Raw genomic sequence first — 19673 nt, 5'->3', positions numbered from 1 at the left:
CGGGTATCGGGGAAACCTCCCGCGGGAATACCCCCTGGGGGTAAGGTGTTCTCACTGTTGTACGACGTGCACAAGTCCCGAGACCAGTCGAGGAGACCCCCCATGAGCGCCACCACCACCGTCTACAAGGTCACCGGCATGACGTGCGGCCACTGCGAGTCGGCCGTCACCGAAGAGCTCTCCGCGCTCGACGGCGTCACCGCCGTGAAGGCCGTCGCCACCACCGGCGAGGTCACCGTCACCACCGCGGCCCCGCTGGACGACGAGGCCGTGCGCGCCGCCGTCGACGAGGCGGGCTACGAACTCGTCGGCCGCGCCTGACGGACAGCCGGCCCTCCCCCACCCCCACCCCCCGGGAACACGCCATGAACAGCACGGCTCCCCACCGGACGGCCCCGCACCGGGCCGAGGTCGAGCTCGCCGTCGGCGGCATGACCTGCGCCTCGTGCGCCGCCCGCGTCGAGAAGAAGCTCAACCGGATGGACGGCGTCGAAGCCACCGTCAACTTCGCCACGGAGAAGGCGCGGATCGCCTTCGGCGAGGGGGTGGAGGTCGCCGACCTCATCGCGACCGTGGAGCGGACGGGGTACACCGCCGAGGTGCCCCGGCCCCCGGAGCCCGACCCCGGGTCCGGCCGGGAGGCCGGGCGCGGGCCGGGTGACGGCGAGGCCCGGGGGCTGCGGCAGCGGCTCCTGGTGTCGCTGGTCCTGTCGGTGCCCGTGGTGCTGATGTCGATGGTCCCCGCGCTCCAGTTCGACAACTGGCAGTGGCTGTCGCTGACCCTGGCCGCCCCCGTCGTGGTCTGGGGGGCGCTGCCCTTCCACCGGGCGGCGTGGACCAATGCCCGGCACGGCGCCGCCACGATGGACACGCTGGTCTCCATAGGCACCCTCGCGGCCCTCGGCTGGTCGCTGTGGGCGCTGTTCCTCGGGACGGCGGGGATGCCGCACATGCGGCACTCCTTCGAGTTCACCGTCTCGCGCACGGACGGCTCGTCGGCCATCTACCTGGAGGCCGCGGCCGGGGTGACGACGTTCATCCTGGCCGGGCGCTGGCTGGAGGCACGGTCCAAGCGGAAGGCGGGGGCCGCACTGCGGGCGCTGCTGGAGCTGGGCGCGAAGGACGTGACCGTGCTGCGCGGCGGGCGCGAGGAGCGGGTGCCGGTCTCCCGGCTGGCCGTCGGCGACCGCTTCGTCGTGCGCCCCGGGGAGAAGATCGCCACGGACGGCGTGGTCACCGAGGGCTCCTCGGCGGTCGACGCCTCGATGCTGACCGGCGAGTCGGCTCCGGTGGAGGTCGCCGTGGGCGACGCCGTGGCCGGCGCGACGGTGAACGCCGCGGGCCGGCTGGTGGTCGAGGCCACCCGGGTGGGCGCGGACACCCAGCTCGCCCGGATGGCCCGGCTGGTGGAGGCCGCGCAGAACGGCAAGGCCGAGGTCCAGCGGCTCGCCGACCGGATCTCCGCCGTGTTCGTGCCCGTGGTGCTGGTGATCGCCCTCGGCACGCTGGCCGGCTGGCTGCTGGCCACGGGCGACGTGACGGCCGCGTTCACGGCCGCCGTGGCCGTGCTGATCATCGCCTGCCCGTGCGCCCTGGGCCTCGCCACCCCGACGGCGCTGATGGTCGGCACGGGCCGGGGCGCGCAGCTCGGCATCCTCATCAAGGGGCCCGAGGTCCTGGAGTCCACCCGGCGGGTGGACACCGTCGTCCTGGACAAGACCGGCACCGTGACGACCGGCCGGATGGCACTGCGGGACGTGGTCACCGCGCCCGGCGTGGCGGAGCGCGACCTGCTGCGGTTCGCGGGGGCGGTGGAGCACGCCTCCGAGCACCCGGTGGCGCGGGCCGTGGCGGCCGGCGCCGAGGAGCGGACCGGCGCGCTGCCGGCCGTCGGGCACTTCGGGAACGTCGCCGGGCTGGGCGTGCGGGGTCTCGTCGAGGGGCGTGAGGTCCTGGTGGGCCGGGAGGCGCTGCTGGCCGGGGCGGGCGTCGAGCTGCCGGACTCCCTGGCGGAGGCGCTGGCCGCCGCGCGGGCCGAGGGGCGCACGGCGGTGGCGGTGGCCTGGGACAAGGAGGCACGCGGTGCCCTCTCGGTCGCGGACACCGTCAAGGACTCCAGCGCACGGGCCGTGGCGGAGCTGCGCGCCCTGGGGCTCCGGCCGGTGCTGCTCACCGGCGACAACCGTGCCGTGGCCGAGTCGGTGGCCCGCGAGGTGGGGATCGGCGAGGTGATCGCCGAGGTGCTGCCGCAGGACAAGGTGGCGGTGGTCGAGCGGCTGCGGGCCGAGGGCCGTACGGTCGCGATGGTCGGCGACGGCGTCAACGACGCGGCCGCCCTGGCCACGGCCGATCTGGGACTGGCCATGGGCACGGGCACGGACGCGGCCATCGAGGCGGGTGACCTCACGCTCGTCCGCGGCGACCTGCGGGTGGCCGCCGACGCCATCCGGCTGGCGCGCCGGACGCTCACCACCATCAAGGGCAACCTCTTCTGGGCCTTCGGCTACAACGTGGCCGCATTGCCCCTTGCGGCGGCGGGCCTGCTCAACCCCATGATCGCGGGAGCGGCGATGGCCTTCTCGTCGGTGTTCGTGGTGTCCAACAGCCTGCGGCTACGAACCTTCACGTAGCCCACAAAAGAGACACAACACCCACACATTCACCCCTTGCCCTCGTACGTCCCTTATGGCAGGAGACCTAGATCACAGCCTTTGGGAGGTAACCATTGAGGGGGGTCGGGGGTCTAACCGGGCAGTGCTGGATCGTCTTGGGGGACGGTACCGGCCACGCGTGGCCGGGGCACGTACCCGGGGAGCTTTGAGCGGCCCTCCCGTACGTACGCGTCCCGGCAGATCGCGTCGGCACCGCGGCACCGCGGCTCCCGGCCGGATCCCGTGGGGGGAATCCGTACCGGGGTAAGGAAAGCGCCCCGCTCCGACCCGTGGGGGATCGGCAGCGGGGCGCTTTTCTCTGCGCTGTTTTCTCTGCGCTACGGGCGGCCCGGCCGCCCGTGGGCACGGCTCAGTCGCGGGTGAGCGGGAGGTCGCGCTCGACGACGCCGGTGTAGATCTGGCGCGGGCGGCCGATGCGGGAACCCGGCTCCTTGATCATCTCGTGCCACTGGGCGATCCAGCCGGGGAGCCGGCCGAGCGCGAAGAGCACGGTGAACATCTCGGTGGGGAAGCCCATCGCCCGGTAGATCAGACCGGTGTAGAAGTCCACGTTCGGGTAGAGGTTGCGCGAGACGAAGTAGTCGTCGGAGAGCGCGTGCTCCTCCAGCTTGAGCGCGATGTCCAGCAGCTCGTCGGACTTGCCGAGCGCCGAGAGGACGTCGTGCGCGGCAGCCTTGATGATCTTCGCGCGCGGGTCGAAGGACTTGTACACCCGGTGGCCGAAGCCCATCAGGCGGACGCCGTCCTCCTTGTTCTTCACCTTGCGGATGAAGGAGTCGACGTCGCCGCCGTTGGCCTTGATGCCTTCCAGCATCTCCAGGACCGACTGGTTGGCGCCACCGTGCAGCGGGCCCCACAGGGCGCTGATGCCGGCGGAGATCGAGGCGAACATGTTCGCCTGCGAGGAGCCGACCAGGCGCACGGTGGAGGTCGAACAGTTCTGCTCGTGGTCCGCGTGCAGGATCAGCAGCTTGTCGAGGGCGTTGACGACGACCGGATCCAGGTCGAACTCGGCGGCGGGCACCGAGAAGGTCATGCGCAGGAAGTTCTCGACGTAGCCCAGGTCGTTGCGCGGGTAGACCACCGGGTGGCCGACCGACTTCTTGTAGGCGTACGCGGCGATCGTCGGCAGCTTGGCGAGCAGCCGGATCGTGGAGAGGTGGCGCTGCTGCTCGTCGAACGGGTTGTGGCTGTCCTGGTAGAACGTCGACAGCGCGCTGACCACGGACGACAGCATGGCCATCGGGTGGGCGTCCCGCGGGAAGCCGTCATAGAAGCGCTTGACGTCCTCGTGCAGCAGCGTGTGCTGGGTGATCTCACCCTTGAAGGAGGCCAGCTCGTCCACGCTGGGGAGCTCGCCGTTGATCAGCAGGAACGCCGTCTCCAGGAACGTGCTGCGCTCGGCGAGCTGCTCGATCGGGTAACCCCGGTAGCGCAGGATGCCCTGCTCACCATCGAGGTAGGTGATCGCGGACTTGTACGCGGCGGTGTTGCCGTAACCGGAGTCCAGGGTCACCAGACCGGTCTGGGCGCGGAGCTTGCCGATATCGAAGCCCTTGTCGCCGACGGTGCTGTCGACCACCGGGTAGGTGTATTCGCCGTCCCCGTACCGCAGTACTACAGAGTTGTCGCTCACGTCATCCCTCACCGACGTTGTGCCTCTTCTTCGAGGTGCCCTGACTACCCCTACCTTCCCCCATTTGGACGATGCACGTGCACTCGGGGTCGGCCATAGGGCCTAAAGGCGGCACTCAGTGCCGCCCAGCCTGGCCATACTGCCCCGTTCGCCCCGGTTGGTAAACCGTCTAGAGACGAATCCCACCTCCGGGCGCCCCCGGGAGACACCTCCTCACCCTCCCGCGAGCCGGTGGTCCAGGGCCGTGCAGCGGCGCCCCGCGGAGACCGTGCGCACCGCCTGACCCAGAGCCTTACGGGACCCTACGAGCACTACGAGCTGTTTTGCCCGAGTCACTGCGGTATAGAGGAGATTGCGCTGGAGCATCATCCAGGCGCCGGTGGTGACGGGGATCACCACGGCGGGGTACTCGCTGCCCTGCGAGCGGTGGATGGTCACGGCGTACGCGTGGGCCAGCTCATCGAGTTCGTCGAAGTCGTAGCCGACCTCCTCGTCCTCGTCGGTGCGGACGGTCAGCCGCTGCTCCACCGTGTCCAGGGCGGTGACCACGCCCACCGTGCCGTTGAAGACGCCGTTCTCGCCCTTCTCGTAGTTGTTGCGGATCTGGGTGACCTTGTCCCCGACGCGGAAGACGCGGCCGCCGAAGCGCCGCTCCGGCAAGTCGGGGCGGGCGGGGGTGACGGCCTGCTGGAGCAGGCCGTTGAGGGTGCCGGCGCCGGCCGGGCCGCGGTGCATGGGGGCCAGCACCTGGATGTCGCGGCGCGGATCGAGGCCGAACTTCGCGGGGATCCGGCGCGCCGCCACGTCCACGGTGAGGCGGCCCGCCTCCTCGGTGTCCTCCTCGACGAAGAAGAAGAAATCCGTCATCCCTTGAGTGAGGGGCGGCGTACCGGAGTTGATGCGGTGCGCATTGGTCACCACTCCGGACTCCTGCGCCTGCCGGAAGATCCGGGTGAGGCGCACGGCCGGGACGGGGCTGCCGGGGGCGAGGAGGTCGCGCAGGACCTCGCCGGCGCCGACGGACGGCAGCTGGTCGACGTCGCCGACGAGCAGCAGATGGGCCCCGGGCGGCACGGCCTTGACGAGCTTGTTGGCCAGCAGGAGATCGAGCATGGACGCCTCGTCGACCACCACCAGGTCGGCGTCCAGCGGCCGGTCCTTGTCGTAGGCGGCGTCGCCGCCGGGCTTGAGCTCCAGGAGCCGGTGCACGGTGGACGCCTCGGCACCGGTGAGCTCGGCGAGCCGCTTGGCGGCCCGGCCGGTGGGCGCGGCCAGCACGACCTTGGCCTTCTTGGCGCGGGCCAGTTCGACGACGGACCGCACGGTGAAGGACTTGCCGCAGCCGGGGCCGCCGGTGAGCACGGCGACCTTGCTGGAGAGCGCGAGCCGCACGGCCTCCCGCTGCTCGGGGGCCAGCTCGGCGCCCGTGCGGCCGGCGAGCCAGGCCAGGGCCTTGTCCCACCGGACGTCCTGGAAGGCGGCGAGCCGGTCCTCCCCGGTCCGCAGCAGCCGGCCCAGCTGGGCGGCGAGGGAGATCTCGGCCCGGTGGAAGGGGACGAGGTAGACGGCGGTGACGGGCTCGCCGCCGTCCGGGCCGGGCACGGTCTCGCGGACCACGCCCTCCTCCTCGGCGGCCAGTTCGGCGAGGCAGTCGATGACGAGGCCGGTGTCGACCTGGAGGAGCTTGACCGCGTCGGCGATCAGCCGCTCCTCGGGGAGGAAGCAGTGCCCCTGGTCGGTGGACTGGGAAAGGGCGTACTGAAGACCCGCCTTGACGCGGTCGGGGCTGTCGTGCGGGATGCCGACGGCCTGGGCGATGCGGTCGGCGGTGAGGAAGCCGATGCCCCAGACGTCGGCGGCCAGCCGGTAGGGCTGGTTGCGGGTGACGGAGATGGAGGAGTCGCCGTACTTCTTGTAGATGCGGACGGCGATGGAGGTGGAGACGCCGACACCCTGGAGGAAGACCATGACCTCCTTGATGGCCTTCTGTTCCTCCCAGGCGGCGCCGATCATCTTCGTCCGCTTGGGGCCGAGTCCGGGCACCTCGATCAGGCGCTTCGGCTCCCGCTCGATGACGTCCAGGGTGTCCGTGCCGAAGTGTTCGGTGATGCGGTCGGCGATGCGCGGGCCGATGCCCTTGATCAGGCCGGAGCCCAGATAGCGGCGGATGCCCTGGATGGTGGCGGGCAGGAGCGTCGTGTAGTTCTCGACGGTGAACTGGCGGCCGTACTGCGGGTGGGAGCCCCAGCGGCCCTCCATCCGCAGGGACTCGCCCGGCTGCGCGCCGAGCAGGGAGCCGACGACCGTGAGGAGGTCGCCGCCGCCGCGCCCGGTGTCGACGCGGGCCACGGTGTAGCCGCTCTCCTCATTGGCATACGTGATCCGCTCCAGGACCCCTTCGACCACAGCCATCTGCGCCATGCCCCGACGGTACAGCCGGGGTCCGACAGGAGTTCGGGCCTGTGGACAACGCGGGGACCGCGAGGGAGGGGGAAAGGCCGAGGGGCCCGGTCCGACGACCGGGCCCCTCGGTTACCCCCCAAAACCGGCTTCCTCCGAATCCCCCCGGATCCCTCCCCCAGGAAGCCCGATGCCCAGTACGACCTGTCATCGCGGCAAAGGGTTGCACCGCATTCAAGGAGTTATCGTTCCGTTACCGAAGGTGGGATCGAAGGGGTTTCGGTTACCGCGGGTATTCCGGCGGCGTACCGGTGGTAGCGGTCCAGGACCTCCGCGAGTACCTCGGTGCCGTCGCGCGCCCAGAGCGCGGGGCTGAAGATCTCGGTCTCCACGGGTCCCCGGTAGCCCGCCGCGTCGACCCGCTCGCGGAACCACCGCAGGTCCACGCACCCGTCGCCGAGCTGCCCCCGGCCCAGCAACACCCCCTCGGGCAGCGGGGTGACCCAGTCGGCGAGCTGGAAGGCAGCGATCCGGCCGCCCTCCCCGGCCCGTACGAGCTGCTCGGCCACCGTGTCGTCCCACCACAGGTGGTAGGTGTCCACCACGACGCCCACCTGGCCGGCCGGGAAGCGCTCGGCGAGGTCGAGGGCCTGCCGGAGGGTGGAGACGACCGAGCGGTCGGAGGCGTACATCGGGTGCAGCGGCTCGACCGCGAGCCGCACGCCGTAGCCGGCGGCGTAGGGCCCGAGTTCGGCCAGCGCGTCGGCCACCCGCCCGCGGGCGCCGGCGAGGTCGCGGTCGCCCTCCGGCAGGCCGCCGGGGACGAGGACGAGCGTGCGGGTGCCGAGCTCCGCCGCCTCCGCCACGGCGGCCCGGTTGTCGGCGACCGCGGCCCGCCACCGGTCCGGGTCGGCGGCGGTCAGGAAGCCGCCCCGGCAGAGGCTGCTGACGGCCAGTCCGGCGCCGCGCGCCAGCCGGGCGGCGGCCGCGGGCCCGTACTCCCGCACGGGCCCGCGCCAGAGCCCCACATGGCGCACCCCGGCCGCCGCGCAGCCGGCGGCCAGCTCGGGGAGGGTCCACTGCCGCACGGTCTGCTGGTTGAGGCTGAACCGGGGGTCGGGGAGCGCCCGGGCACCGCCCGTCACCGGTCGACCCCGTGCACGGCCAGCAGCCGGGCCATCCGGTCCTGGGCGAGCGGCGGGTCCGGGAAGAGCCCGAGGCCGTCGGCCAGTTCGTAGGCCCGCGCCAGGTGCGGCAGGGTGCGCGCGGAGTGCTGCCCGCCGGCCATCGCGAAGTGCCGCTGGTGCCCGGCGAGCCAGGCCAGCAGCACGACGCCCGTCCGGTAGCAGTGGGTGGGCGGCTCGAAGAGGTGCCGGGCGAGTGCCACGGTGGGGTCCAGGAGCGCCCGGAAGCGGTGCCGGTCGCCCGCGTCGAGCAGCCGCGTGGCGTGGGCGGCGAGCGGGCCCAGCGGATCGAAGACGCCGAGCAGGGCGTCGCTGTGGCCGTGCGCGTCGCCCTCGATCAGCTCGGGGTAGTGGAAGTCGTCGCCGGTGTAGCAGCGCACTCCGTCGGGCAGGCGCCGGCGCAGGGCGCGCTCGCGCTCCTTGTCCAGGAGCGAGACCTTCACGCCGTGGACCTCCGCCGGGTGGTCCGCGACGATCCCGAGGAAGGTCTCCATGGCCTCGTCCGGGTCGCGGCTGCCCCAGTAGCCCTCCAGGGCAGGGTCGAACATGGGGCCGAGCCAGTGCAGGATGACGGGCCGGTCCGTCTGCCGCAGCAGCTGTCCGTAGACCGCGCGGTAGTCGTCGGGTCCGGTGGCGACGGCCGCGAGGGCCCGGGAGGCCAGCACGACGGCCTGTGCGCCCTCCCCGTCGACCAGGGCGAGCTGCTCCTCGTAGGCGGCGGTGACGTCCGCCAGGGTGCCGTAGGGGGGCGTGAGCTGGTCCGTGCCGGCCCCGCAGACGACGCGGCCGCCGACGGCCCGCGCCTCGGCGGCCGAGCGGCGGATCAGCCGGGCGGCGGCCGGCCAGTCCAGGCCCGCGCCGCGCTGCGCGGTGTCCATGGCCTCGGCCACCCCCAGGCCGTGCGCCCACAGGTGGCGGCGGAAGGCCAGGGTGGCCTCCCAGTCGAGCGCTGCGGGGCCGTAGGGCGTGGTGTTGCCGAAGGGGTCGGCGACGACGTGGGCGGCGGCGAGGACCCGCCGGGAGGTGGGCGGGGTGCCCTGGGCGCTGAGCTCCAGGGGCAGGCACCGGGGCTCGTACCGGCGCAGGGCGCCGGAGGCGTCGGGCAGCCGGATCATGGCCCGCTCACCCGCAGCGGCAGCCTGCGGCCCTCCCGGGCGGACGTCCGGGCCAGCAGGGCGAGCCGTACGCCCTGCGCGCCCGTGAGGAGGTCGTGCCGCCAGGGGCCGCCGAGCGCCACATGGCGGAGGAAGAGCTCCCACTGCGCCTTGAAGGCGTTCTCGAACGGCTCGTTGTCGGGGACCTCCTGCCATTGGGCGCGGAAGTCGTCGGCGGCCGGCGCGTCGGGGTTCCAGACGGGCCGGGGGGTGGCCGCGCGGTGCTGGACCCGGCAGTGCCGGAGCCCGGCGACGGCCGAGCCCTCCGTGCCGTCGACCTGGAACTCCAGCAGCTCGTCGCGGTGGACGCGCACCGCCCAGGAGGAGTTGAGCTGGGCGACGGCGCCGCTCTCCAGCTCCAGGACGGCGTAGACCGCGTCGTCGGCCCGGGCCTCGTAGGGCTTGCCGTGTTCGTCCCAGCGGCGCGGGATGTGGGTGGCCGTGTGCGCCTGTACGGACCTTATGGGCCCGAAGAGCTCGCGCAGGACGTACTCCCAGTGCGGGAACATGTCGGAGGTGATGCCGTCGTCCTCCCCGCGGTAGTTCCAGGACGGACGCTGGGCGGGCTGCCAGTCGCCCTCGAAGACCCAGTAGCCGAACTCGCCCCGGACGGACAGGATCCGGCCGAAGAAGCCGCCGTCGACGAGCCTCTTGAGCTTGCGGATGCCGGGGAGGAAGAGCTTGTCCTGGACGACGCCGTGCCGGACGCCGGCCGCACGGGCACGCTGGTAGAGGTCGATCGCGCCGCCGGTGTCGAGGGCGGTGGGCTTCTCGCAGTAGACGTGCTTGCCGGCGGCGATGGCCTTACGGAGGGCGGTTTCGCGGGCGGCGGTGATCTGGGCGTCGAAGTAGACGCCGACGGCGGGGTCGGAGAGGGCGCCGTCGAGATCGGTCGTCCAGTGCTCCAGGCCGTACCGCCCGGCGAGCGCGCGGAGCCGGCCGGCGTCCCGCCCCACGAGCAGGGGCTCCGGCCACAGCCGGGTGCCGTCGCCGAGGTCGAGGCCGCCCTGCTCCCGGAGGGCGAGGACGGAGCGGACGAGGTGCTGGTGGTGGCCCATGCGGCCGGTGACGCCGTTCATGGCGATCCGCAAGGTTCTGGTGTCGGTGGCGGTCATCCCTGGACCCCCTTCTGCCGTACAAGGAGCATTTCCCGCCCGCACCCGGGGAACCCGGTCCCCATGAAACTGGCTTTCTCCACCCTCGGTGTCCCCGGCCTCCCCCTCCCCGACGTGGCGCGGCTCGCCCGCGCGCACGGCTACGACGGCGTCGAACTGCGCGCGCACCCGGAGGAACCGGTGCACTCGGGCACGGGCCCGCGGGAGCGGGCGGCGGCGGTCGCGGAGTTCGCCGGGGCGGGCGTCGGGATCCTGGCGGTGGCCGGGTACGTCCGGGTCGCCTCGCCGGAGCCGGACGACACCGTTCTCGGGGAGCTGTCCGCGCTGGTCCGGCTCGCCGGCGACCTCGGCGCCCGGTACGCCCGGGTGTTCCCCGGCGGCGGGGAGTCGCCGGCGGCGGAGGCCGACGCGACCGCCGCGCGGCGGCTGGGCGCCGTCGCGCCGCTCGCCGCCGACCTGGGCGTCCACGTCCTGCTGGAGACCCACGACTCGCACCGCAGGGCCCAGGACGTGGCGAGGATCCTGGGCCCGGTCGGTCACCCGAACGTCGGAGCGCTCTGGGACGTCCTGCACACCTGGCTCGGCGGGGAGACGCCCGTGCTGAGCTTCCCGCCGCTCTCCCCGCACCTGGGCTATGTCCAGGTGAAGGACGTCGCCTCGGCGGAGGACACCGCTCCGCTGCCCCTGGGGTCGGGGGCGCTGCCGCTGCCCGACTGCGTGCGGGTGCTCGGCCGCGCGGGCTGGGACGGCTGGCTGTGCTGGGAGTACGAGAAGCGCTGGTACCCGCAGGCGGCGGAGTTCCAGCAGCTGGCGGGGCCCGGCCGGGAGTACCTGCTGGGCCTCGTCGACGGCGCGCGGGCCGCCTGAGCCCCGCCCTCTCCGCCCGGCCCGGCGGTGGCCCGAACCGTATGATCGACAGGGCGAGAGGGCTGCACACATGTCGGTGGACACCAAGGAACGGCTGATCAGCGCGGCGGGGACCGTCCTGCGGACCCAGGGGTACGCCAAGTCCAGCGCGCGGACGATCGCCAAGGAGGCCGGGGTCAACTCCGCCCTGGTCTTCTACCATTTCGGCGGCGTCGACCCGCTCCTGTTCGCCGCCCTGGACCGGTCCTCCGCCGAACGGATGGCGGTGCTCGCCGACGCCGTCGCCGGCTGCCGGACGCTGGAGGACCTCACCGAGGCCGCCACCCGGATCTACCGCCACGACATCGCGGAGGGGCACCTCACGCTCTTCTCCGAGCTGGTCGCCGCCGCCGTGGCCAAGCCGGAGCTGCGGGAGGAGATCCGGGTGCGGGCCGAGCCGTGGATCGCCTTCGTCGAGGAGACCCTGGAGCGGGTGATCGGCGGCACCCCGCTGGCCCGGCTGACCCCGCCGCGCGACCTGGCCAACGCGGCCATCACCTTCTACCTCGGCGTGAACCTCTTCACGGTCCTGGACGCGGACCGCTCGCGTACGGACTCGGTGTTCGCGATGGCCCGGCGGCTGGCCCCGCGGGCCCGGCTGCTGACCCGCCGGCTGCCCGCCCGGCTCGTCATCAAGCGGCGCGCGCACGGCTGACGCCCGCCCCGCGCGGAACCGCTCCGGGGCGGCGCCCGTCCAAGGTGCGTGCTGTCGTCGAACGGCCGCCGGGCGGTGTCGGCGTGCGCCCCTGGCCGCGTCGCTGACCTCCCTCTCCGCCGCCCGCGGCCGGCAGCGCACCGCCGCCGGCGCACCCCCTTCCACCCGCGCCGGTGGCGGCTCCCCGGGGCGCTCCGGCGCGTCCCGGCGTGCGGTCCCGGCGGCGCGCCCCGCACACACCCTGTTCCGCCCGGCCCGGCCGCCCCGACGCGCCCCGCACGTCTGGCGTGCGCCGGGCCCGGGGAGCCACGCTGAACCGGAAGGGCACGGCGCGGAAGGCGCGAGGGACGAAGGGCGCGGGAGGCGCGGGGGCCGCGAGGAACGTACGGGGACCATGTGGGGGACGCACGGGAACGGGGGGACACCATGCGGCGTCGCGCGCCGCGGGCCGCGCTGCTCGCGCTCGTCCTGTTCGCGGCACCGGCGGTGACGGCCTCGCTGGCGGGCTGCCAGGCGCCGGTCCGGGCCGCCGGGGACGACCGGAGGGCGGTCGCCGCCCCGCTGCCGCCCGCGCCGGCCCCGCCGGAGCCCGGGGCCACGTTCCTGGCCCGGAGCGCCTGCGCGGGCGGTGGAGGGGCCTCCTTCACGGAGGTCTCGTGCGCGAGTGAGCGGGCCGTCGCCCGGGTCCTGGCCCGCTTCAACGGCCCGCGGGCGGACGGCCCGCGCTGCCCGGCCGCCACGGACTTCGTGCTGCACGTCACCGCCGTCGACCGCGGCACGTCGGAGGAGGACAGCGCGCCGGAGGGCTACGCCTGCATGCGCAACCTCCAGGCGCCGCACCCCGGTGACCCGGGCCGGGGCGGCGGTCCGCTGACGGTGCCGGGCGACTGCGTGTACGCCGAGCGGCGGGGCGTGGTGAAGGAGACGGCCTGCGACGGGTCGGGCCGGCACGCGCCGGAGTACCGGGTCACGCGTGAGGTCGGCGCGCGGCCCGACTGCCCGGCCTCGACCGACCTGTACGTACACGTGGGCGGCGGGACACCCATAGGGTGCGCCCGCCGCCTGGTGTGAACTCAGGGGCCCGCCTTACGGACTCGCGTGGAGCCCCGCGGCCTTACGGCCGTCCTCGCGGCCCCGGCGTCCTTACGGACGGAGGCTGTTCTGCCGGTCGACGACCGGACGGTCGAGCTTCGCGTCGAACGGGGCCAGCGGCTTGGCGTGCGTGGCGTCCTTACGGACGGCCGCGGGCGCGACGCCGGCCCACTCCAGGACCTCGGCCGTGGCCTTGGCCCGGTCGTCGGCGACGAGCTGCGCGATGTTCGCGCCGTGGTTGCCGCCGGGGGCGTAGAAGCGGTAGTCGTCCCGCGCGGCCGCGTTCCGGCCGAGGTTGAACGGCTCGCCGCTCCACGGGTCGTTCTGCCCGTAGACGAAGAGCATCCGCCGGCTGTCGTTGCGCACCCAGCGGTCGATGTCGGCCATCGCCTTGGGCTTGAACTTCATCGGGATGTCACGCGCCACGTAGTTGCGCGGGCTGTAGATCCCGGGGTAGCGCAGCAGGCCCTTCAGGTGCGGGGTCCTGAAGCTCGGCGCGCCGAGCTCGGTGCCCGCCTGGTAGTAGTACGGCGTGAACCGCTCCAGGCCCTGGTCGGTGTAGCCGTCGAAGCCCGAGATGGTGTCGATGAACTTGTAGAGGTCGTCCGTGGAGGCGTTGGTCGCGGGCACGGTCGCGCACTCGCTCTGGAGGTGGTACTGCCAGAACGCCCAGACCAGGTCCATCACGACGTTCTCGTACGCCTTGTCGGCGCTGCCGACGACCTTGAAGGTCTTGCCGTTGGCGTCGGCCCACTTCTGGTAGCGGTCGACGATCTCGTCGCGGCGGACGAGCGCCTGCTTCTGCACGGAGTTGAGCTGGGTGCGGCAGGCCTGGTCGCCGACGTTCGCGAAGAACTTGTCGTAGGCCGAGTCCTCGTTGTTGTTCACGTCGTTGGGCGCGACGTAGGCGACGGTGCCGTTCATGTCGTCCGGGAAGAAGCGGCGGTAGTACGTCGCCGTCATGCCGCCCTTGCTGCCGCCGGTGGCCAGCCAGTTCTTGTTGTAGACGGGCTTGAGCGCCTGGTAGAGGCGGTGCTGGTCGCTGGCGGCCTGCCAGATGTCCAGCTTCGACCAGTCGGCGGGCTGGGGCCGGGACGGGGTGAAGTAGCGGTACTCCATCGACACCTGGTTGCCGTCGACGATCCGGGTGGGCTCGCTGCGGCTGGGGTTGGTGCTGACGTTGTAACCGGAGGTGAAGAAGACCGTCGGCCGGTCGGTGGACTTGTTCAGCAGCGTGAAGCGCTGCTTGAAGGTCCCCTTGGCCGGGTTCCGGTGGTCGACCGGCTGGTCGTAGGTGAGGACGAGGTAGCGGTAGCCCTCGTAGGGCTTCTCCTCCACGAAACTCATCCCCGGGATCGCGAGGACGCGTTCCTTGATGTCCGGCTCGGTGGTGGCCGCGGCCGCCGTTCCCGCCGTGGCACCGCCGACACCGACGGTGCCCGTGAGCACCGCCAGCGCCAGCAGCCCTCTGAGCGCCTTGCGCATTCGCCCTCCCCTGGGTTCACAAAGTCCGCCGTGAACCTATCGGGGTGGACATCGGCTGCACCAGACCCTCAGGCATATCAACTGACCAGCCGACCGGTCGAATACCGGTCGGCTGGTCTCTTTCTCCTGATCTGTCGGCCACCGCCCCGCGCTCCGCCGGGCGGCCGGCCACCGCCCGCTACGCCGCGATCGCCTCGCCCGTGAACGTCCGCCACAGCACGGCGTACCGCCCGTCCAGGGCCAGCAGTTCGTCGTGCGTGCCGTCCTCCACCACCCGGCCGCGGTCCAGGACCACGACGCGGTCCGCGCGGGCCGCGGTCGTCAGCCGGTGCGCGACGACCAGCGTGGTGCGCCGGCCCGCCAGCTTCTCGGTGGCCTGGTTGACCAGCGCCTCGGTGGCCAGGTCCAGGGCCGCCGTGGCCTCGTCGAGCAGCAGGACGTCCGGGTCGACCAGCTCGGCGCGGGCCAGCGCGATCAACTGCCGCTGCCCGGCCGAGAGGTTGCGGCCCCGCTCGGCGACGGTGTGCAGATAGCCGCCGTCGAGAGTGGCGATCATGTCGTGCGCGCCGACCGCCCGCGCCGCGGCCTCGACCTCGGCGTCGGAGGCGTCCGGCCGCCCGTAGGCGATGGCGTCGCGGACCGTGCCGGGGAAGAGGTAGGGCTCCTGCGGGACCACGCCCAGCCGGTGCCGGTAGGCCGTGGCGTCCAGCTCCCGCAGGTCGTGCCCGTCGACGCGGACGGTGCCCGACGTCGGGTCGTAGAACCGCGCCACCAGCTTGACCAGCGTGGACTTCCCCGCGCCCGTCTCGCCGACGAAGGCCACGGTCTGCCCGGCCGGGACGGTGAGGTCGATGCCCGCGAGGGCCCGCTCGCCGTCCCCGTAGTGGAAGTGGACGTCCTCGAAGGCCACCGCGCCGCGGAGCTCCGTCACCGCGCGCGGCCGCGTCGCGGGCGGGGTGGTCGTCGGCTCGCGCAGCAGGTCCCGGATCCGGCCGAGGGAGACGGTCGCCTGCTGGTAGCCGTCGAAGACCTGCGAGAGCTGCTGGACGGGCGCGAAGAACAGGTCGATGTAGAGCAGGTACGCCACCAGGGCGCCCGCCGTCAGGGTGCCGGCGCCCACCCGGTCCGCGCCGACGATGAGCACCGCGGCCGCCGCCACGGACGACAGCAGCTGCACGAACGGGAAGTACACCGAGATCAGCCACTGGCCGCGCACCCGCGCCCGCCGGTAGGCGTCGCTGCGCTCGGCGAACCGCCGCCCGTCGGCCGCCTCGCGGCGGAAGGCCTGCACGATGCGGAGGCCGGCGACGCTCTCCTGGAGGTCGGCGTTGACGAGGCCGACACGCTCGCGGGCGAGCTCGTAGGCCTTGACGCTCTGCCGGCGGAAGACGACGGTGCCGATCACGAGCAGCGGCAGGGTCGCGAAGACGACGAGGGCCAGGCCGACGTCGATGACCAGCAGGGCGACGAGTATGCCGAAGAAGGTGAGGACGGAGACGACGGCGGTCACGAGCCCGGTCTGGAGGAACGAGGACAGGGCGTCCACGTCCGTCGTCATCCGGGTCATGATCTTGCCGGTGAGCTCGCGCTCGTAGTAGTCGAGGCCCAGCCGCTGGAGCTGGGCGAAGATCTTCACCCGCAGGGCGTAGAGCACGCGCTCGCCGGTGCGGCCGGTGAGCCGGGTCTCCGCGACCTGCGCGGCCCACTGGCCGACCACGACCAGCAGGGCGAGGCCGGAGGCCACCCACACCGCGCCGAGCGCCAGGCGCTGGACGCCCTGGTCGATGCCGTGCCGGATGAGGACCGGCAGCAGCAACCCCGCGACCGCGTCCAGGGCCACCAGCAGCAGGCTCAGGGCGAGGGGGCCGCCGAAGCCGCGCAGCAGCTGCCGCAGCCCGAACTCCTTCTCGGGCCGGGCGGCGCGCTCCTCGTCGACGTCGGGCGTGTCGGTCGCGGGCGGCAGCGCGGCCACCTTGGCGAGCAGCTCGGGCGTGGCCGGCATCCCGGCGAGGTCGGCGGGCGCGCCGTCCCCGGTACGGACCCACAGGGACGGGGTGACGCCGTCGACCACGGTGCGCTTGCGGGGGCGCGGCGCGGACGCGGGGGCGTCGTCCGGGACCCCGGTCTCCTCCAGGGGCTCCGCGACGAGCGTCCCGCCGATCGCGGACTCCCCGCCGAAGGACCCCGCGAGCGCCTGGCCCGCGGGGTCCTTGCGCACCCCGGCCAGCTCCTCCGGGTCGGTCAGCAGTCTGCGGTAGAGCTCGCTGCGCTCCTCCAGCTCCTCCGCCGTGCCGAGGTCGGCCAGCCGCCCGTTGTCGAGGACGGCGATCCGGTCGGCCAGGGCCAGCGTCGAGGCCCGGTGGGCGATGAGCAGCGTCGTGCGGTCCGCGGTGACCGCGCGCAGCGTCTCGTGGATCTCGTGCTCGACCCGGGCGTCGACCGCGGACGTCGCGTCGTCGAGGAGGAGCAGCCGGGGGTCGGTGAGGATGGCGCGGGCGAGCGCGATGCGCTGGCGCTGGCCGCCGGAGAGGGAGAGGCCCTGCTCGCCGACCTCGGTGTCGTAGCCGTCGGGCAGCCGGGAGATGAAGCCGTCGGCCTGGGCGGCCCGGGCGGCGGCCTGGATCTGCTCGGCGGTGGCCTCGGGGTGCCCGTAGGCGATGTTGTCGGCGATGCTCGCGGAGAACAGGAAGCTGTCCTCGGGCACCAGCCCGATCGCGGCCCGCAGCGAGGGCAGCGTCAGGTCGCGCACGTCGTGGCCGCCGACCCGGACGGCGCCGCCGGTGGCGTCGTAGAAGCGCGGCAGGAGCAGCGCGACGGTCGACTTGCCGCTGCCGGACGCGCCGACGACGGCGACGGTCTCCCCGGGCTCGATGCGCAGCGAGAAGCCGTCGAGGACGGGCCGGCCGGGGTCGTAGCCGAAGGTGACGTCGTCGAACTCGACGGTGGCGGGCGCGTCGTCGGGCAGCGCGTGGGCGCCCGGCCGCTCCTCGACGACCGGCTCGGTGTCGATCAGCTCGAAGACCCGCTCCACGCCGGCGCGGGCCTGCTGGCCGACGGTCAGCATCATCGTGAGCATCCGCACCGGACCGACGAGCTGCGCCAGATAGGTGGAGAAGGCGACGAAGGTGCCGAGGGTGATCTGCCCGCGCGTGGCCATCCAGCCGCCGACCGCCAGCATGGCGACCTGGCCGAGGGAGGGCACGGCCTGGAGGGCCGGGGTGTAGCGGGAGTTGAGCCGGACGGTGCGCAGCCGGCCCGCGAAGAGGCGGCGGCTCACCACGCGGAGCTTGCCGGCCTCCTGCTCCTCCTGGCCGAAGCCCTTCACGACGCGGACACCGGTGACGGCCCCGTCCACGACGCCCGCGACGGCCGCCGCCTGCCCCTGGGCGTACCAGGTGGCGGGGAAGAGCGTGGTGCGGCTGCGCTGGGCGAGGAACCACAGGGCGGGTGCCACGGCGAGGGCGATGACCGTGAGCAGCGGGGAGAGGCTCACCATGACGATCAGTGAGATCACGAACAGCAGGACGTTGCCGATCATCATCGGCAGCATGAAGAGGAGGCTCTGCACCAGCTGGAGGTCGCTGGTGCCCCGGCCGACGACCTGGCCGGTGGAGAGGTCGTCCTGGCGCCGGCCGTCGAGGCGGGCGATCGAGGCGTACATCTCGGTCCGCAGGTCGTGCTGGACGTCGAGGGCGAGGCGGCCGCCGTAGTAGCGGCGGAGGTAGGTCAGGCCGTAGACGACGACCGCGGCGGCTATGAGGAGCGTCGCCCAGGGGGCGAGGGGGCGGTCGCCGGCGCCGATGACGTCGTCGATGATCAGCTTGGGTATGAGCGGGACCAGGGCCATGACGGCCATGCCGCCCAGTGAGGAGCCGAGGGCGAGCAGCACGGTGCGGCGGTAGCGCCAGCAGTACCGTGCGAGTCGCCTGGCCCAGCCTTGTCGGATCGGTTCCGTCGCCTTGCGGGGGTTTCCGCTGTCCTCTGCCACGGACGGCCCAACGCCGTGGGCTGCGGATTTCATCCCGCGGCAACAAAGTGGGGGCGGGCGTGGAGGGACTTTCCCCAGCCCCGCCCCTTCCCGTAACCGGGGGCAAGCCCCCGGACCCCCTTTCCGCGCTCCGCGCGGTGTCCTCAAGCGCCGGACGGGCTGAAATCAGCCCGTCCGGCGCTTGAGGACCGGGGTCCGGGGCGGAGCCCCGGTATCGGGAAGGGGCGGGGCTGGGGAAAAGCCCCGCGCAGCGGCGCCCCGAACGTCACGGCAGCCGCACCCTCAGCCCGTACAACCGCGTCGTCTGCCGCACACTCCCGTTGTCGTCACTGACAAGAAGCAGCCGCGGACCCCCCGGCCCCCACCCCAGCACCGCCACCCCCTCCACGTTGTCCAGGAGCGGATTCCGCTGCGGCTGCTTCGCCGGCGCGCCCAGCGAAGGGCACTCCCCCAGATCCGCCAGCAGCCGCTTGCCGACCGGCCGGGTGCCGGGCCCGCCCGGCAGCGTCTCCACGCCGGACGTGTCGCTCGCGCCGCGCGCGTCCGCGAGGTACAGCCGCACCGTGTTCCCCACCCCGGCCGTGAACCCGCGCTCCAGGACCAGCAGCCGGCCGTCGCCCGCCTCCGCGACCTCGGAGACGCCGAGGCCGGGGTCGACGGGGTAGCCGTACTGCGGGCCGAGCCGGAATTCCGGGGCGCCCGGGCCCGTACGGGGCCGCTGCCACGTCTGGAACCGGACCATCCGCCCGTCCCCGGCCAGCGGCCCCTCCATCGCGGCGAGCAGGGTCCGGCCGCCGGGCCGGAGGGTGAGGCCCTCGAAGGTCTGGTTGGGCAGGGCCCGGCCGGCCGGGGCGGGCCGCAGCGCGCCGGGGACGGGCAGCCGCCCGAGGAGGGTCCCGTCGCGGGTGTGGCGGCGGACGGACGGCTCGGTCTCGGAGGCGATCAGCCGGGTGCCGTCGCGGTCGACGGCGAGGGCCTCGGCGTCGAGCTCGCCGCCCTGCTCGTCGGCGAGCGCCAGGGCGCGTACGGGCCGGGCGGCGGTGGGCCCCCGCCGGACGTCCAGGGCGAAGAGCCGGGAGCGGTCGGAGAGGGCGGCGACCGTGCCGTCGGTGTCGGTGGCGAGGCCGGAGAGGTTGCCCACGTAGGAGCCCTCGAACGTGGTCTTGTCGAGGCCGTCGCCGTAGCCGTCGATCCGGACGTACGGGGAGCAGGCGCGCGAGGGCGGCGCGGCGGCGGCCGGGCCGGCCGCCTGGGCGGCCGCCAGCAGCGCGCCGGCGGTGACGGTGACGAGCGCGGGTCGGATGCGCACGGCTGCCCCTCCTGTGTACGGCCCTGAACCGGCTGCGGCCGACGGTAGGGGTCCGGCGGAGGGGCCGGAAGGACTCC

General features: G+C 73.5%; 13 protein-coding genes. 5 read left to right on the top strand and 8 right to left on the bottom strand.

Annotated features, from left to right (window positions below; translation table 11 throughout):
• Nucleotides 1-102: 102 nt before the first annotated feature.
• Both SMD11_RS21840 and SMD11_RS21835 read left to right on the top strand, forming a co-directional pair.
• Nucleotides 103-321, top strand: a complete 219-nt coding sequence (locus tag SMD11_RS21840; protein ID WP_087928045.1) for a heavy-metal-associated domain-containing protein — start codon at nucleotides 103-105, stop codon at nucleotides 319-321.
• A gap of 44 nt (nucleotides 322-365) precedes the next feature.
• Entirely contained in the window at nucleotides 366-2630 is a 2265-nt protein-coding gene (locus SMD11_RS21835; protein ID WP_087928044.1) for a heavy metal translocating P-type ATPase, read from the top strand.
• Between the two features lie 391 nt (nucleotides 2631-3021).
• Here the strand turns inward: SMD11_RS21835 and SMD11_RS21830 are convergent, their stop codons facing one another.
• The 5 genes from SMD11_RS21830 to SMD11_RS21810 all read right to left on the bottom strand — a co-directional run bounded on the left by SMD11_RS21830 (nucleotide 3022) and on the right by SMD11_RS21810 (nucleotide 10161).
• A complete protein-coding gene (locus SMD11_RS21830; protein WP_087928043.1) occupies nucleotides 3022-4308 on the bottom strand; it encodes a citrate synthase in 1287 nt (428 codons plus the stop codon).
• A gap of 213 nt (nucleotides 4309-4521) precedes the next feature.
• Nucleotides 4522-6729, bottom strand: a complete 2208-nt coding sequence (locus SMD11_RS21825; protein WP_087928042.1) for an ATP-dependent RecD-like DNA helicase — start codon at nucleotides 6727-6729, stop codon at nucleotides 4522-4524.
• A gap of 221 nt (nucleotides 6730-6950) precedes the next feature.
• On the bottom strand, nucleotides 6951-7853 hold the full coding sequence (locus SMD11_RS21820) for a sugar phosphate isomerase/epimerase family protein (RefSeq protein WP_087928041.1): 903 nt from the start codon (nucleotides 7851-7853) through the stop codon (nucleotides 6951-6953).
• Nucleotides 7850-9007: a dihydrodipicolinate synthase family protein gene (locus SMD11_RS21815; RefSeq protein WP_087928040.1), complete on the bottom strand. Its 1158-nt coding sequence runs from the start codon at nucleotides 9005-9007 to the stop codon at nucleotides 7850-7852. Before SMD11_RS21815 ends, SMD11_RS21820 begins: the two co-directional genes overlap by 4 nt.
• Nucleotides 9004-10161, bottom strand: a complete 1158-nt coding sequence (locus tag SMD11_RS21810; RefSeq protein WP_087928039.1) for a Gfo/Idh/MocA family protein — start codon at nucleotides 10159-10161, stop codon at nucleotides 9004-9006. Before SMD11_RS21810 ends, SMD11_RS21815 begins: the two co-directional genes overlap by 4 nt.
• A gap of 63 nt (nucleotides 10162-10224) precedes the next feature.
• Here SMD11_RS21810 and SMD11_RS21805 point away from each other — a divergent pair, with 63 nt between their 5' ends.
• The 3 genes from SMD11_RS21805 to SMD11_RS21795 all read left to right on the top strand — a co-directional run bounded on the left by SMD11_RS21805 (nucleotide 10225) and on the right by SMD11_RS21795 (nucleotide 12793).
• The gene (locus tag SMD11_RS21805; RefSeq protein WP_087928038.1) at nucleotides 10225-11028 is read left to right on the top strand and encodes a sugar phosphate isomerase/epimerase family protein; all 804 of its coding nucleotides are present in this window, start codon (nucleotides 10225-10227) and stop codon (nucleotides 11026-11028) included.
• 70 nt (nucleotides 11029-11098) lie between these two features.
• Nucleotides 11099-11722 carry a TetR/AcrR family transcriptional regulator gene (locus tag SMD11_RS21800; RefSeq protein ID WP_087928037.1) on the top strand — a complete coding sequence of 208 codons (624 nt, stop codon included), beginning with the start codon at nucleotides 11099-11101 and terminating at the stop codon, nucleotides 11720-11722.
• Between the two features lie 426 nt (nucleotides 11723-12148).
• Nucleotides 12149-12793 (top strand): hypothetical protein, encoded by a 645-nt coding sequence (locus SMD11_RS21795; RefSeq protein ID WP_234366122.1) that lies wholly within the window; start codon nucleotides 12149-12151, stop codon nucleotides 12791-12793.
• 72 nt (nucleotides 12794-12865) lie between these two features.
• On the opposite strand, the gene SMD11_RS21790 is transcribed toward SMD11_RS21795, so the two are convergent.
• The 3 genes from SMD11_RS21790 to SMD11_RS21780 all read right to left on the bottom strand — a co-directional run bounded on the left by SMD11_RS21790 (nucleotide 12866) and on the right by SMD11_RS21780 (nucleotide 19596).
• A complete protein-coding gene (locus tag SMD11_RS21790) occupies nucleotides 12866-14299 on the bottom strand; it encodes a S28 family serine protease (RefSeq protein ID WP_087928036.1) in 1434 nt (477 codons plus the stop codon).
• A 178-nt stretch (nucleotides 14300-14477) separates the two neighbouring features.
• Nucleotides 14478-18320 (bottom strand): ABC transporter ATP-binding protein, encoded by a 3843-nt coding sequence (locus SMD11_RS21785; RefSeq protein ID WP_087928035.1) that lies wholly within the window; start codon nucleotides 18318-18320, stop codon nucleotides 14478-14480.
• Between the two features lie 232 nt (nucleotides 18321-18552).
• Nucleotides 18553-19596, bottom strand: a complete 1044-nt coding sequence (locus SMD11_RS21780; RefSeq protein WP_087928034.1) for an esterase-like activity of phytase family protein — start codon at nucleotides 19594-19596, stop codon at nucleotides 18553-18555.
• Between the last annotated feature and the right edge of the window lie 77 nt (nucleotides 19597-19673).

The organism is Streptomyces albireticuli, assembly GCF_002192455.1.
Classification (GTDB): Bacteria; Actinomycetota; Actinomycetes; order Streptomycetales; family Streptomycetaceae; genus Streptomyces; species Streptomyces albireticuli_B.
The sequence above is the reverse complement of the archived record's forward strand: the minus strand, read 5'-3'. Positions and strand labels throughout refer to the sequence as shown.

Excerpts from the sequence above, each read along its gene's own strand:
- SMD11_RS21840 (WP_087928045.1), top strand. The coding sequence starts at position 103 with ATGAGCGCCACCACCACCGTCTACAAGGTCACCGGCATGACGTGCGGC.
- SMD11_RS21835 (WP_087928044.1), top strand. The coding sequence starts at position 366 with ATGAACAGCACGGCTCCCCACCGGACGGCCCCGCACCGGGCCGAGGTC.
- SMD11_RS21825 (WP_087928042.1), bottom strand. The coding sequence starts at position 6,729 with ATGGCGCAGATGGCTGTGGTCGAAGGGGTCCTGGAGCGGATCACGTAT.
- SMD11_RS21815 (WP_087928040.1), bottom strand. The coding sequence starts at position 9,007 with ATGATCCGGCTGCCCGACGCCTCCGGCGCCCTGCGCCGGTACGAGCCC.
- SMD11_RS21810 (WP_087928039.1), bottom strand. The coding sequence starts at position 10,161 with ATGACCGCCACCGACACCAGAACCTTGCGGATCGCCATGAACGGCGTC.
- SMD11_RS21805 (WP_087928038.1), top strand. The coding sequence starts at position 10,225 with ATGAAACTGGCTTTCTCCACCCTCGGTGTCCCCGGCCTCCCCCTCCCC.
- SMD11_RS21800 (WP_087928037.1), top strand. The coding sequence starts at position 11,099 with ATGTCGGTGGACACCAAGGAACGGCTGATCAGCGCGGCGGGGACCGTC.
- SMD11_RS21795 (WP_234366122.1), top strand. The coding sequence starts at position 12,149 with ATGCGGCGTCGCGCGCCGCGGGCCGCGCTGCTCGCGCTCGTCCTGTTC.
- SMD11_RS21790 (WP_087928036.1), bottom strand. The coding sequence starts at position 14,299 with ATGCGCAAGGCGCTCAGAGGGCTGCTGGCGCTGGCGGTGCTCACGGGC.
- SMD11_RS21785 (WP_087928035.1), bottom strand. The coding sequence starts at position 18,320 with ATGAAATCCGCAGCCCACGGCGTTGGGCCGTCCGTGGCAGAGGACAGC.